Below are 14,447 nucleotides of genomic sequence, written 5' to 3'. Positions count from 1 at the left end.
AGAATGCTGCCGGGTGGCAAACTTTTTAGCGGCCGGGCTGCGTATACCGAAACCTAACCAACCGTTCGACCATCTATGAAAAAACTGCTTTTCCTCGGCCCCGCGCTGGTGCTGCTAACGGTATTCGGCTGCAAAAAAAACGCGCTCGATGAGCTGCTGACGTTTACGGTAGATGTGTCGCAGAATTCGCGCATCCCCCCGCCCAGCATCTTCTACACGGGCCTGCCCAAGCCGGTTTCCATTATCACGAACTCGGAGGCCTCGTTCCGCAACAACAAAACCACGCGCGACAAAGTCAAAAACGTGCTGCTCGACCAGATGCAGCTCACGCTGGTGAGCCCCAGCACGCTCAACTTCGACTTTCTGGACAGCCTCAAGGTGTACATCAATACGCCGAAAACCAACAACCGGATTATGCTGGCTTACCTCTACAACCCGCCCCGAGGAGCCAAAACCCTGACGCTGGTGCCCACCACCGAACGGCTCGACGAATACCTGAAATCGGAAACCTACGAGCTGACGGTGTACAGCCGGCAGCGGCCTAACTACTTCATCCGCGACTCGCTCACCATCCGCTCCGATACGCGCTTTAAGGTGACGGCCAACTCGCTATAAGGCGACTTAACCGGGCATATAGCAAAAAAGCCGACCTGCAAGGGTCGGCTTTTTTGTTAACAACTTTAGCGCGCGTCTTGCCGGGCCGGCGCGTTATTTTACCACTGCAATGCGGTTGTAGTGGTCCATCATTTTGGCGATGTCGGCCGGGCGGGTGTAGTCGAGGTGCTGAGTGGTGGCGAAGGTGCGCACGTCGTTGGCCCGGCCGCCGAAGAGGCGCAGTACGGCCGCCTCGGAGGGCTCGAGGGGGCGCAGGGGCTCGTTGCCCACGGTGCCGGGGCCGGCCACCAGCGTGCCCACCAGGGGGCGCTTGCTGGTGGGCGTATCGTCGGCCGGGGCGTACAGCCAGCCCAGCAGCAGCGGACCGGCGTCGATGGCGGTGAGGACTTCCACGTACTCGCGGCGCGTGCCGGCGCTGCCTTCTTTCACCAGGCGCGAGCGGAAGCGGCGCACCGGGGCGGCGGGGTCGCCGGCCTCGCCCAGGTCGAAGCCGCGCAGGCTGCCGGTGGGCCACAAATGCGACGATTCGAGGTCAATGGAATCCTGGGCTTCGAGCAGGTGCAGGCCGGCGTGGTAGCGCAAGCCGGGCACCAGCAGGGTGCGCCCATCGGCGGTGCGCAGGAAGCCCAGCTGAAAAGCCGAGCCGCCTACGAACCCGCTGGTTTGCTGCTTCAGCGAAGCGCGGTAGCCTTCGGCCACCGCGCCCGTGTTGGCTTGCTGGTAGGCCGCGCGTGCATCGGCAACGTCGCGCGAGATTTGGGCAGCGGCGGGCGTGGACCAGGCCGTGCTCATGGCGAAAAAGGTCAATAACGAATAAAAGGATTTCACGAATAATGAGGTTAAAAAGAGCCGAGGCAAGACGCAAAATTACAACGTCAGCGGCGGCCGCGGTGCAAAGATGTGGCCAGTATCCAAGAGCTTAACGGTTGAATTTCACCGCATCACCGTCGGAATATGGCTATTTCCCCTGCAGGTTGTAGTATTCCACCATGCGCAACACCTGGGCCAGGTCGGTGTAGCTGAGGTGCTCCTTGGCGGCGTAGGCCTCGACCTGGGGCGCGCGGGTGCCAAACAGCCGCGTTACCTCCTTCCGGTTGAGGGAGATGGCCCGCAGCGGCTCCTGCGGCGTCACGGACGGGCCGGCCACGACGACCTGGCCAATCTCGGTGCGGGCCGGACGAACTTCGGTGCGCAGCACGGGGTCCAGCACGGCGTCGTCGTGCACGTAGTGGTGCAGCACGGCCAGCACCAGAAAGGCATTGTCGTCGGCGGTCAGCACCTCCACGAAGTTGCGCTCGGTGCCGCTGTTGCGCACCAGAAAAGTGCGAAAGTGCCGCGTGTCGGCCCCCTTGCCCATGTAAAAGCCGTCGAGGCTGCCGGGGGGCCACACGTGGCTGCCGGTCGAGTCGCGCACTTCGAGCAGGCGCAGGGCCACGTTGTATTTCATGGCCGGCACCCGCACGCGGCGCTTGTTGGGCAGCACCAGCACGCCCGGCTGGTCGATGCTGACGAGGTAGGCCTCCGGCGCCTTGATGAGGTCTTTGCGCATCCGCTCCAGCGCACCGGGCGAGTTGGCCTGCTGGTAAATCCCCAGCGCCAGCTCGCCCAGGTCGCGCGAGTAGGTGGGCTGGGCACGGGCCGGCGTGAGCAAGCTGCTGATGATGAGTGCAAAGGCGGCGTACAGGAGGGTAAAGGGGAGTTTCATGGGGGATGAAGTGGAAGATGGTAGAACCGGTAAGAACGTGTACCCCGAAGCTCCGCTTCGGCCCGTTGAACGATTCCCGACGCGGGCCGAAGCGGAGCTTCGGGGTACACGTTCTTACCGGTTGCGGCCGTATTGCTCGTGGCTGCTCACCCAGTCGGAACTCGAAATGGCAGCGCCCAGGCTCAGCTCGCCGGCCAGCACTACGCCGGCCACTATTTCGGCAAACTTGCGCACCGTGCCGCGGCCCACGCAGCCCAGCATCTGCAGGCACTCGTTTTGGGTGGCCAGGCCGGTGCCGCCGCCGTGGGTGGCCACGATGAGCGAGGGGATGGTGATGCTGATGTAGAGGTCGCCGTCCTTGTTCACTTCCGAATACAGGATGCCCGCGCTCGATTCGCTCACGTTGGCCACGTCCTGGCCGGTGGCAATGAACAGGGCCGTGATGCCGTTGGCCGAGTGCGCGCCGTTGTTGTTGGCGCCCGAAATGAAGGCACCCACGTTGCTCACCTGCCCGTGATAGGCCAGCTGCTCAGGCGTCACGCGCATGCGCTGCATCAGCACGTCGCGCTTCACCACGGCCTCGGCCACCACGCGCTTGCCCCGGGTGCGCATCACGTTGATTTGCGAGGCCTTTTTGTCGGTGGCAAAGTTCGATTCGAGGTAGAAATGCTCGATTTTCGGACCCTTGTAGTTCTCCAGAATCCAAGAGCAGGCCGCGAAGGTGGCGCGGCCCACCATGTTCTGGCCCGCGGCGTCGCCGGTGCTGAAATTGAAGCGCAGGTAGGCAAACTTGTTGCTCAGATACGTGTCGATGTACTGCAGCTTGGCCACGCTCGACGTGCTTTCGGCCTGCGGCCGAATCTGGTCGATGCTGTCTTCCACCCACTTGCCGAAGTCGCGGGCCCCGCGTGCATCCTCGAACACGAACACCGGCGCCCGCTGCATGGCATCGCCCACCACGGTGCACTTCACGCCGCCGCACAGGTTGAGCACCTGCATGCCGCGGTTGTAGCTGGCCACCAGCGTGCCCTCCGTGGTGGCCATCGGAATCAGGAAGTCGCCCTGCGCGTGCTCGCCGTTCACGGTGAGCGGCCCGGCCAGGCCCACCGGAATCTGGGCCACGCCCACAAAATGCTCGCAGTTGCCCTTCAGGACGTGGGCATCGAACGAATACTGCTTGAGGTGCTTGAACTCCTGGCCCGAAAACTCCTCGGCGAAGCGCTGCCGGGCCGCAATGGCGGCTTCGGCGTAGTCGTCTTCGTCGGAGCGGGGGATGCGGGGCTTGTGGTTGGCGGCGCTCACAATGGCGTCTTCTACCTCCACGTGCAGGTCGCCGAAGGCATCGGTCGAGAACCAGGCCTGCACCGGGTGCATGCCCTCGGCCAGGGCCGGCGTGGCCAGCCGAATGGTGAGGGAGCGGCCCACCGGCAGGTCGATGGCTTGGCCGTCGGCGTTTATCTGGCTGGCGGGGCGCTGCTCGCCGTCGCCCAGGTCCACGGTGATGTTCTCGGCCGGCACCACCGTCTCCCCAATCTTCACCTGCTTAAAACCGGTCACCTTCACGGTGTCGAGCCGGTTTTTGATGCTGAAGGCCACGCCCGCGTTGTTGGGCAGGTTGTGCAGGCTGCCGCGCGTGTAGAGCAGCTTGAGGAGCATGGGGCTGGGCGTGAAGACCATGGGAGCGGTGGGCTTGGGAGGATGAATGAACAAGGCGGGCCGGAAGGCGCGCCGTGAAGATGGGGGATTTCAAGGAAATGCTGAGGACCAACCCGACTTATTGCGGTTTGATATCGATTGGCAGGTTGATGCTCACCTTCACCGGCCGGCCATTTTGCCGGCCCGGCCGCAGGCCGGTCAGGTTGCGGGCAGCTTGCAATACCGCCGCGTCCAGCCCGTCGCTACCACTACTCTTTATAATTTGCGCATTGGCAACAGCGCCGGTTTCGGTCACCACGAAATGCACGAAAGCTTTGCCTTCGGCCTCGTCCAGGTCGGCCCGCGAGACGTGAATATTCTTCTGGAAATAAGCCACTATTCCGGCCATGCCGCCGCCCTGCGGGGCTTCCGGCATCTGCTCCACGTAGCCATATACAGCGGCGCTATCGGGTAGCGGCAGCGTTTCTTCCATCACCACCGATTCCACGCCGCCCTGAATGAATTCTTCGGGTATTATCTGTTCCTGTACCGCCTCCGCCACGTGCTTTGGCTTCTTTACCGGCGTATACTTTCTGCGGGGCGCAACGGCCTTGTGCGGCACCGGCTTGCGCACCTGCGCCAGGGCCTCCCGCGCCGTCAGGCCCTGGCCCATCACCAGCACCAGCGCCATCACAAACCAGCGCAGCCGCCGCGTCAGGGTAGGGGCAGGGGCAACCTGCGCCCGGCGGAAAGTGCCGCACACCCGCCCGTCGGGCGAGGCGGCGCGGGCGGCGGCCAGGTCGGCAATAGGGTCGGCGCTCTGGCTGAAGTCCTGCACCACGCGCTGGCACTGGCCGCAGAAGCGGCCGGCCGGGTGCGCTGTGAAAGTGGCTCGGTCTACGGAACAGGCATTGAGCGTTGCCCGGAAGGTGGGTAATTGGAAAAGCATTGAAAATAAAAATTAAGCAGGACCCTGGCAACCGGCGTGGGCCCGGGCCAGGTATCTAACGCGGGCAGCTGGTGGTTTAGCGCGTGGCTGGGGCCGCTAAGTTGGGGACGGTAAAGTATTTAGCGAAGCTGGCCGTCGGCAGGGGCGGGGGGCGGCAGCATTTTCACAATCTGTTCACCCACCGGGGGCGTACTTGGGCGGTTTAAAACCCTCGCGCGTCGGGGCGGTTTATAGCGGCTGCGCAGCCGCCAGCGCCCTTTCGGCCCGACAGGGGCGGCGCCGGGCATGTTATCTTTGTATGTCGGTTGGCCCTCCCGCCGGCCGCCCTTTTCTGCTATGGCTCTATCTGCTGATTACCCACGCTTCACCCTCGGCCCTGCCCTCACGGCCGAGCAGCGGGCTTTTTTCGCTAAATACGGTTTCCTGCATTTTCGTCCTTTTGCCTCGCCCGAACACGTCCGGCAAATCCTGCAAGCCACCCAGGAGGTGCAAGCAAAGTGGCTGGCCGAGGGCGTGGAAAAAGTGAACGGCGTGCCCATTAAGTACGGCAAGGACGTGGACGGCGCGCCCATCGTGCAGCGCTTCGCCTTTGCCTCGCAGCACCACCCTGTGCTACACGAACTGCTGCAGGACGAGCGGTTTCGGGCCTTGTTTCCGCTGCTCGAAGCCGAAGGCGGCCGGGTGGGCGAGAACGAGAAAGACGGCCTCGTGGTGAACCACTACGTGAACGTGCCCGGCTCCGAGTTCAGCCAGATGGGCTGGCACACCGACTCGCTGCGCGACGTGTTCTACGGCAAGCGCATCGGGCCCATGCTCAACGTGGGCCTGCACCTCGACGGCACCAAGGCCACCAACGGCGGCCTGCGCGTGATTCCCGGCACCCACCGCCAGGGCCTGCACAAGATGCTGTTTCGCAAGAAGTACTACAAGGACGTGTACTACGACCCCAACGAAATGGCCATCGAAACCGAGCCCGGCGACCTCACCGTGCACGACGGCCGCATGTGGCACCGCGTGGCCCAGTCGCCCCTTATCGGCGACGCCAGCCGCCGCCGCGTCATGTACGTGCCCATCATCTCGGGCAAGTACCAGCCCAAGAGCGAAGACAGCCCCACGCCGTTCTACCTGCGCTTCCTGCACTTGGTGAAGTAAAGCAAAGCCGCCTGACCGTCATGCTGAGCGCAGCCGAAGCATCTCTACCGCGAGAGTAGATAATTACTTACGCGGTAGAGATGCTTCGGCTGCGCTCAGCATGACGGTCTATTTCCCACTCGTTAATCCACCAACCCACCATGTACGCACTCGTCACCGGCGCTTCGCGCGGCATTGGCCGTTCCATCTCCCTGTTGCTGGCCCGGCGCGGCTACGACCTGCTGCTGGTGGCCCGCTCCGAAGACCAACTCACCGCCCTGGCTGAGGAAATCGGCCAGAAGCACCAGCGCCAGGCCCAAGTGCTGGCCCTCGACCTGGCCGCCCCCGGCGCGGCCGAAACCGTGGCCACCTGGGCCACCCAGCAAACCGACCAGCTGGCCGTGCTGGTGAATAACGCCGGCTACGGCCTCTGGGGCCGTTTCGAGCAGCTCAGCCTGGCCGAGCAGCAAAACATGTTGCAGCTAAATATGAGCCTGCCCGTGGCCCTCACGCATGCTCTGCTGCCGGCCCTGCATCGAGTGCCCAAAGCGTACATCCTGAACGTAGCCAGCACGGCGGCCTATCAGGCCGTGCCGTCGCTCTCGCTCTATGCGGCCAGCAAGGCTTTTCTGCTGAGCTTCAGCCGCGGCCTGCGCTACGAGTTGAAAAGCAGCAATGTATCGGTGACGTGCCTGAGCCCCGGCGCCACCACCACCAGCTTCGCCGACCGCGCCGGCATGGGTGCCGAGCTGCAGGCCACCGCCAACAAAGTGTCGATGACGCCCGAGGCCGTGGCCGAAGCCGCCGTGAACGGCCTGCTGGCCGGCGAGGCCGAAATCATCCCCGGCGTGCTCAACAAGGTATCGGCCGGCCTCACCAGCGTGGTGCCCAAGGGCATCGTGGAAAAAATTGCGGCCGGGATTTACGAGAAGTATTTGTAGAAAGTGCGGGCAGGTGAGCGGAAGCAATAAGCCGTCATGCTGAGCGCAGCCGAAGCATCTCTACCGAGTAGTAATTGATTTACTCTTGCAGTAAAGATGCTTCGGCTGCGCTCAGCATGACGGTTTAGGAGTACCCTGCCATAGCTTTTCTACTTACTCTAAAATATAGCTTGCTTTTGTAAATCCTTCCGGTAGCTTTACGGCGCTCACGCATTCTACCGGCTATGAAGCACTTACGCCTGCCCGCTGCCGTGCGGGCTACCGCTATTTCATGCGCCTTGGCCCTGGTCCTAGGCAATGCCCGCCCCGCGGCCGCACAAGCCGTGGTGAGCACCGTAGCCGGCACGGGCACGGCCGGCACAGCGGACGGCCCGGCCGCCACCGCCCAGTTCAACGGCCCTAACGGGGTGGTGGTGGACGCGCAGGGAAACTGCTACGTGTCGGACTCCAACAACAACGCCATCCGCCTGATAAGCGCGGCCGGCGTGGTGACGCAAATCGCCGGCAACGGCGGCTTCGGCTATTTCGACCACCCCAACGGGCTGTTCAGCGCCTTTAGCCTGCCGTACGGCCTCACGCTGGGCCCGGCCGGCAGCCTGTATGTGGCCGACGCCGGCAATGGCTCCATTCGTCAAGTCGCGCTGCCCGCTGGTGGCGTGAGCACCTGGGCCGGCAACGGGCAGCGGGGCTACCAGGACGGTCCAGGGCCGGCGGCGCGGTTTGGTACCACCACCGGCGTCACGAGCGACGCGGCGGGCAACCTGTACGTGGCCGATGCCGGCAATTTTCGCCTGCGGCGCGTGGACCCCGCCGGCAACGTGACCACACTGGCCGGCACCGGCGTGAGCGGCATGGTGGACGGCCCGGCTGCCACGGCGCAGTTCCGCGAGCCGCAGGGCCTGGCCCGCGACGCGGCCGGCAACCTCTACGTGGCCGACCGCACCGCCCACCGCATCCGCAAGCTCAGCCCGGCGGGCGTGGTGAGTACCTACGCCGGCACGGGCGTGAAGGGCAGCCTCGACGGGCCGGCGCTGAGCGCGCAGTTTTCGAGCCCCACGGGCCTGGCCCTCGACGCGGCGGGCAACCTTTACGTGCTCGACCGCGACAACCCGCGCGTGCGCCGCATCGACGCGACCACGGGCGCGGTGAGCACCGTGGCCGGCACGGGCGTGGCCGGTTTTGCCGATGGTCCGGCTTTGCAGGCCCAGTTCAACATTCCGTACGGGCTGAGCATCAGCCCCAACGGGCGGGAACTATACATTGCCGACGCCGGCAACCACCGCATCCGGCGGCTGGCGCTCGGGCCGCTGGCGGCGGGAGTGGGCCGGGCGCTCAACCCAATGATGAGCTTGTTTCCAAACCCGGCCGCCGGGCTGGTCCGCGTGTCGGCCACGTTGCCGGCGGGTGTAGGGGGCCACCTGACGGTGCTGGACGCCGTGGGCCACCGCGTAGCCGAACCGGTGCAAGTGGTGCGGTCCACGGCCACCAGTTGGGAATGGACAGTCGATGTAGCCGCATTGTCCCCAGGCTTATACCTGTGTCGGATAACGGGCAATTCCTTCACCCAAACCCTTCGGCTTATGGTAAAACCCTGATTGATAATTTGCTCGCCCTAATGGTTTGTTGTTTTTTACGCTTTGTTCTTTCTCCAGTATGAAAATCAAAACTACCTTTTTGTTAGCGCTCAGCGGCCTGTTATTAAGCCGCATTCCCGAAGCGAATGCGCAGGTAAGCCGGCCAATTGTATGCGACGATAAGGGCAATAATTGCCATATCGACGACGAAATACTGATTCGGCTTGATGCCAGAGCATTGGATGTGACCGTGCTGAACAACCCAAGCGTGCTGAGCCTTCCGTTGTCAGCTTTTGTGAGTGACAATGCCCTGGATTCCCTCTCGAGAGCTGCGGGCTTTGATATGGCGGGCGTAACCGCCTACAAGCTGGCACCAAATCAAGACCCGGAGCAAACGACCGGAATGGATAATGTAGGTGAAGTAGTACCATTGGAAAAATTTTGGACGATGTTTCGATTGGCTTTGCCCTTGAATGCCAATGAAGAAGGGGTATGTAATAGATTGCGAGAATTGTTTCCGTTAGTAGGCTTCGCCCACCTGAACTGGACCATGACCCTGACCGGTGCGGCCAACGATAATAATTACCCTAATAGTCAAGCTTCACTCCATCCTACTGCGACCTTCACCAACGCGCATATTAACGTGGAAGGGGCCTGGGACCACACCACCGGCAAGAGTGGCATTAAAGTAGGGGTGCTGGATTCGGGTATTCGGGCCGACCACGAAGACTTGCAATTCGGCAACCAATCGGTAGTTGTCGGGGGGAAAAACGAAGTCACGCCCACGGGTTCGAATAGCGGTACCAACACCAACCCGTTGCAGGATGTGAATGGGCACGGCACGGCCGTGGCGGGCATCATTGGCGCCGTGCGCAACAATAACCTGGGAATAGCCGGCATCGCCGGGGGGAACGGCACCACGCAGGGCGTTTCGCTGTACAGCTTGAAATGTTTTGATGATACCGGGCTAGCCGCTATGAGTGATGTGGCGTCGGCCATATTCGATGGCGTACTGCCCGTGAGTGCCGGTGGCGCCGGAGCACAGGTGCTCAATTTCAGCGGCGGCGAGATAGTCGACGGGTACCGGCTATTCTTGGACTATGGCGTATTGACGGATGCGCTTCGGCAGGCTCACCTCAGCAAAGTGACGATGGTGGTGTCGGCCGGCAACAATGCGCTCACGCCTTGGCAGGCGGTTTACCCGGCGCAGGCCCGCGACAGCTGGACGCTGACCGTGGGCGGCTCGGACCAAAACGGCAATTATTTTAAGGAAAGCAACAGCTTCATGTCCACCCCCCATCCCTTTGTGGATGTGGCCGCTCCGGCTTCTAATACTTCGGCCACGGGCGCGCAAACGGTGAATACGCTGGGCCACACGGCCCCCAACAGCTACGTCTCTTTCCGCCGTACGTCGGCCGCCGCACCGCACGCGGCCGGCGTAGCGGCCCTGATGATGAGCCAGTATAACAACCCCAGCCTGCCGGCCGATAACCTGTGGCCCGAGGACGTCGAAAATTTGCTGGAAATATTTGCGCGCGATATCACGACGCCCGCGCCGGCCCAAGCCGGCGTAGACGATGCCAGCGGCGCCGGATTAATCAACGCCTCCGCCACCTTGCGCAGCCTGTACGGGCCGATGTATCGGATGTACCATTCGCCGGCTATTTCCGCCGACCCTTCCTTGCCCAACGTGGTGGTGACGCCGGTGCCGGGCGGGGCGAAGAACTATTACATGGAAGGGGGCACGCGCTTGTTTCCGGGGATATACAATGCCCAGGCATATAAGGTGCAGATAACGGTTCCGGTCCCGTATTATGCGGGCTTTTACGATGTGCGCCTGTGGGCCCTGAACGGCATTGAGCAGACCAAGTCGTTGTTTGGGCCACCCGTGCCCTTCACGGGCCCCGGGTTTACCAATTATACGCCGACGGAAATGGTGACCATGGAGCCGGAAGTGCGGGTAGTGGGACGCGGCAGCAAAACGACCGTCATCGTGGAAGGGTACGCTTACCAGCTGTTCGACTATAAAAGGGTGAATAAGCTGCTGCCTGCTCCTACCTATGAAATCAGCACCACTAGAGCGACGCCCGCCATGCCGTGGATACCGTTCAATCCCAATGACAACACCAGCCAGGACGGCCGCGCCGTGCGGTTGGCCATGCTGACGTACAACCCCAACCGGGAAGGCGTCAGTGCCCGTAGCGCTTTCGGCGAAACCGAAGACAGCGCCGAGGCAATGGCCGGCGCCTACCCCAACCCAACCACCGGGCAGGCAACGCTTTATTTCCCGGCCGATTTTGCCGAGCCCTCGGCGCAAGTGCAGCTCACTACTTTGGATGGACAGCCGGTGCGGACAGAAAAGCAGCCCATTGCCCGGCAGGATGACCGGACGGGCGCGGTGCAGGTATCGCTGGCCAACCTGCCGGCGGGCCTCTACTTATACCGCATTATCACCGGCACCGGGGTCCGGCAAGGCCGCCTGGCCAAAGTTGATTAAAGAAAATGACTGCACTACCTGCGATTGTACGGGCTTGGGGCCGCTGGCTGGCGGGGCCGCTGGGGCTGGCCGCCGGGCTGGCGGGCTGCTCCCTGCCCGATATCCCGCTGCCGCTGCCGCCGCCAGCGGCCGAACCCGAAGCTGTGGACCCGCCCTGCGTGAATATTCCCAATTCAGCGAGCTGGCTGGGCTATCAATCCCTGATTGAAGGCAATGCTCTGTGGTATTCGGGGTGCTTCAACCCGGCCAACGCCGACGAGGCCGCCGTGGTGGCCGAACTGCCCGGCCTCACCGGCGGGGCCTACGGCCTGTACCGGCTGAACCTGCGCACGCACCAGTACCAGCTGCTGTTTGACGGCGTGGCCAGCAAAACCGCCACCTGGAGCCGCACCGGCTGGATAGCCTTTCTGCGGGGCGGCGAACTGTGGAAAGTGAAAGCCAACGGCGACAGTGCGCGGCAGTTCACGGCTACCAACCGCAGCCTGAACGGAATTGAAGACTGGAGCCCGGACGGGAGCCGGATTCTGTGCTGGTACCGCGCCGCCAGCTATGCCCAAACGGGCCTGGCCATTTACTCGGCCACGGGCGCTTTCGTGCGGCTGCTGCCCGATGCCGGCACCCGCGCGTTTGAGGGAATTGGGTGGTCGCCGGATGGCCAGCGACTGGCGTACGCGGGCGGCCCCAATTCGCCCGCGTCCGAACCGCGCCTGTGCTTGTACAGCCTGGCCACAAACCAGCTCGACACCCTAAATGTCTTGCCCCAGGGCTCTGCGGGCCTGTGGGGCGTGCAGTGGCTGCCCAATGGCCGCGAAGTGGCGTGGGCGGCCAGCACCGGGGTAAGCGTGACGGACCTCACCACCCGGCGCACCCGGCAGCTGCGCGGCTCCTGTCCCATCACCTCGGCCAGTGCCATTCCGAGCCACGAGTTCGGGCGCTTCGACGTGTCGGCGGATGGGCAGCGCCTGTTGGTGGCCCGCCTCGATGCGGCCCTGTCGTCCACCACTCCCAACCTACTATTGGAACGCTACAGCCTGGAAACCATGAGCCCGCAGGGTAACCAGATTCGTAAGGTTACGCCTTAAGCAGCGGGTTAAGCACCGTTTTAAAGCCCGCTGGCCTGTTGGCCGGCGGGCTTTTTGCGGCACACCCGGCCCGCCAGCCAATACGCCAGCCAGGCAAAGAGCGGCGCGGCCAGCACGTCGTAGCTGTAGTGCACGCGCTGCACCAGCACCAGCACGCCCACGGCCGCCGTCATCAGCAGCAGCGCCCGGCGCAGTTTGCGGCCGCGCACGGCCAGCGCGAGCAGCGTCATGGTGGCGGTGTGGCCCGAGAAAAACAGGTCGCGCACGATGGGCTGCGTGGTGACTTCAAAAATGCGGTCCATCACCGGGTCGCGCAGCAGCACCAGGGCCGCGGGCGGCTCCAGCGGCAGCAGCCACAGCGTGCCCATGCGCAGCAGCTGCAGAAACCAATAGGCCCACAGCGCCCGCAGCAGCAGGTTGGGCCGGGGCAGCAGGTACACCAGCGTGCCTGCAATGGCCCCGTAAATCAGCGCGAAGGTGGGCACCGACACGTCGTGTACCGGCAGCAGAGCCAGTAGTGGGTCGGCCAGCAAGTGGCCCGGCCGCGCCTGAATGAATTGGAAGAAGCCCGGCACTACCGATAGCAGCGCGGCCATCAGCAACACCACCAGCGCCAGGCGCAGCCGGAAGGCAGTGCGGGCCCAGGCCGCCGCCCATGGGGCCGGGCGGGCACCGGGAATGGTAGAAGAGGAGTCGGCCGGTTTCAGAAGCGTAGCCACAGGGCGAAGGCAGTCAGATAATTAACCAGGAATGAATTATCCCACAAAAATACGGCATAAGCTTGACTGCCGCGCGGGAGTTGGTAGCGTTGGCGTAACATTGCAACCCGCCCGCAGGTGCCGCTACGGGCTCATTCACCGCCGAAAAATTGCTTTGCTTATGCGCTTCAACTATACGCTTTCCTTGCTGGCCACCACAGCTGCCTTGGGCCTTGCCGCCCCCGCCGCGCAGGCCCAAAACGCCGCCCTCAATGCCCGCATTGCCCAACTGGCCACCCAAGAAGAAGCCAAGGTCATTGCTTGGCGGCGCGACATTCACGAGCACCCCGAGCTAGGCAACCAGGAAACCCGCACCGCTGCCCTCATTGCCGCGCACCTCAAGAAGCTGGGTCTGGAAGTGCAAACAGGTGTGGCCCGCACCGGCGTAGTAGGCGTGCTGCGAGGGGGCAAGCCCGGCCCCGTGGTGGCTCTGCGCGCCGACATGGACGGCCTGCCCCTCACCGAAGCCAACGACCTGCCCTTTGCCTCCAAGGTGAAAGCCACCTACCTGGGCCAGCCCGTGGGCGTGATGCACGCCTGCGGCCACGACACCCACGTGGCCATGCTCATGGGTGCCGCCGAGGTGCTCAGCCAGGTGAAAGCCGACCTGCCCGGCACCGTGAAGTTCATCTTTCAACCTGCCGAGGAAGGCTCCCTGCCCGGCGTGGAAGGCGGCGCCAAGCTCATGGTGAAAGAGGGCGTGCTCGACAAGCCCAAGGTGGACGCCGTGTTCGGCGTGCACATTCAGGCCCAGACCGAGGTGGGCACCCTGAGCTACCGCCCCGGCGGCGAAATGGCTTCCTCCGACCGGTTCACCATCAAGGTGCACGGCAAGGGCGCGCACGGCGCCTACCCCTGGAACAGCGTCGACCCCGTGGTGACGGCCGCCCAAATCATCCTGGGCCTGCAAACCATCGTGAGCCGGCAGGTGAAGCTCATTGACGACGCGGCCGTGGTCACGGTGGGCACCGTCAACGGCGGCGTACGCTACAACGTCATTCCGCCCGATGTGGAGCTGAGCGGCACCATCCGCGCCCTCAACCCCGAGGTGCAAAAGCAAATCTGGGCCAGCATCCGCCGCATTGCCACCAACATTGCCGAGAGCGCCGGCGCCACCGCCGACGTCAGCATCGAGCCCTACGTGCCCGTCACTACCAACGACCCCGCCCTCACGGCCCGCATGCTGCCCACGCTACAAGCCGTGGCCGGCCCGGCGCACGTGCAGGAAATGAAGGCCGTGACGGGTGCCGAGGACTTTTCTTTCTACCAGGAGAAGGTGCCGGGTCTGTTTCTGTTCGTGGGCGGCATGGCCAAAGGGCAGGACCCCGCTGCCGCGGCCGACCACCACACGGCCGGCTTCCGCATCGACGAGAGCGGGCTGACCTTGGGCGTAAAGACACTGTCGACCTTAGCCGCCGACTACCTCAGCCGTGCCCAATCGCAGCAAAAATAAGTCCAGTCTGGCCATTTCAGGGTAAAGGATTATTTCAATTTGCCTGAGTGCAAATCCGTCTTCATCATTTGTTCAAAATTTTGTCATTTGTATTAAAATTTTTAATC

Annotated in this window: 12 protein-coding genes; 7 read left to right on the top strand and 5 right to left on the bottom strand. The window is 63.4% G+C overall.

The genetic code is table 11. From position 1 onward, the window contains the following. The first annotated feature begins 75 nt into the window (after positions 1–75). The gene (locus MTP16_RS02865; RefSeq protein WP_243515800.1) at positions 76–615 is read left to right on the top strand and encodes a hypothetical protein; all 540 of its coding nucleotides are present in this window, start codon (positions 76–78) and stop codon (positions 613–615) included. 93 nt (positions 616–708) lie between these two features. Here MTP16_RS02865 and MTP16_RS02860 read toward each other — a convergent pair whose 3' ends face one another. The 4 genes from MTP16_RS02860 to MTP16_RS02845 all read right to left on the bottom strand — a co-directional run bounded on the left by MTP16_RS02860 (position 709) and on the right by MTP16_RS02845 (position 4,904). Then, positions 709–1,407, bottom strand: a complete 699-nt coding sequence (locus MTP16_RS02860) for a hypothetical protein (RefSeq protein WP_243515799.1) — start codon at positions 1,405–1,407, stop codon at positions 709–711. A gap of 166 nt (positions 1,408–1,573) precedes the next feature. Then, the gene (locus MTP16_RS02855) at positions 1,574–2,320 is read right to left on the bottom strand and encodes a hypothetical protein (protein ID WP_243515798.1); all 747 of its coding nucleotides are present in this window, start codon (positions 2,318–2,320) and stop codon (positions 1,574–1,576) included. A 114-nt stretch (positions 2,321–2,434) separates the two neighbouring features. Next, entirely contained in the window at positions 2,435–4,030 is a 1,596-nt protein-coding gene (locus MTP16_RS02850; protein ID WP_317244088.1) for a hydroxymethylglutaryl-CoA reductase, read from the bottom strand. Positions 4,031–4,094: 64 nt separating this feature from the next. Continuing rightward, positions 4,095–4,904, bottom strand: a complete 810-nt coding sequence (locus MTP16_RS02845) for an energy transducer TonB (protein WP_243515797.1) — start codon at positions 4,902–4,904, stop codon at positions 4,095–4,097. Positions 4,905–5,240: 336 nt separating this feature from the next. Between MTP16_RS02845 and MTP16_RS02840 the strand changes: the two genes are divergently transcribed. The 5 genes from MTP16_RS02840 (at position 5,241) to MTP16_RS02820 (ending at position 12,129) form a co-directional block, all read left to right on the top strand. Next, complete coding sequence (locus MTP16_RS02840) at positions 5,241–6,056, top strand: phytanoyl-CoA dioxygenase family protein (RefSeq protein ID WP_243515796.1); 816 nt, start codon at positions 5,241–5,243, stop codon at positions 6,054–6,056. A 140-nt stretch (positions 6,057–6,196) separates the two neighbouring features. Then, complete coding sequence (locus MTP16_RS02835) at positions 6,197–6,976, top strand: SDR family NAD(P)-dependent oxidoreductase (RefSeq protein WP_243515795.1); 780 nt, start codon at positions 6,197–6,199, stop codon at positions 6,974–6,976. Between the two features lie 224 nt (positions 6,977–7,200). Further along, the gene (locus tag MTP16_RS02830; RefSeq protein ID WP_243515793.1) at positions 7,201–8,571 is read left to right on the top strand and encodes a T9SS type A sorting domain-containing protein; all 1,371 of its coding nucleotides are present in this window, start codon (positions 7,201–7,203) and stop codon (positions 8,569–8,571) included. A gap of 529 nt (positions 8,572–9,100) precedes the next feature. Continuing rightward, positions 9,101–11,047 (top strand): S8 family peptidase, encoded by a 1,947-nt coding sequence (locus tag MTP16_RS02825; RefSeq protein WP_243515791.1) that lies wholly within the window; start codon positions 9,101–9,103, stop codon positions 11,045–11,047. Between the two features lie 5 nt (positions 11,048–11,052). Further along, a complete protein-coding gene (locus tag MTP16_RS02820) occupies positions 11,053–12,129 on the top strand; it encodes a TolB family protein (protein WP_243515789.1) in 1,077 nt (358 codons plus the stop codon). A gap of 20 nt (positions 12,130–12,149) precedes the next feature. On the opposite strand, the gene MTP16_RS02815 is transcribed toward MTP16_RS02820, so the two are convergent. Next, positions 12,150–12,848, bottom strand: coding sequence for a sphingomyelin synthase family protein (locus MTP16_RS02815; RefSeq protein WP_243515787.1), 699 nt, complete (start codon positions 12,846–12,848; stop codon positions 12,150–12,152). 160 nt (positions 12,849–13,008) lie between these two features. On the opposite strand from MTP16_RS02815, the gene MTP16_RS02810 reads away from it, so the two are divergent. Next, positions 13,009–14,340 (top strand): amidohydrolase, encoded by a 1,332-nt coding sequence (locus tag MTP16_RS02810; RefSeq protein WP_243515785.1) that lies wholly within the window; start codon positions 13,009–13,011, stop codon positions 14,338–14,340. Positions 14,341–14,447 lie beyond the last annotated feature (107 nt).

Source organism: Hymenobacter monticola, from assembly GCF_022811645.1.
In the GTDB taxonomy this organism is placed as follows: domain Bacteria; phylum Bacteroidota; class Bacteroidia; order Cytophagales; family Hymenobacteraceae; genus Hymenobacter; species Hymenobacter monticola.
This window is presented reverse-complemented; position numbering and strand designations above follow the sequence as displayed.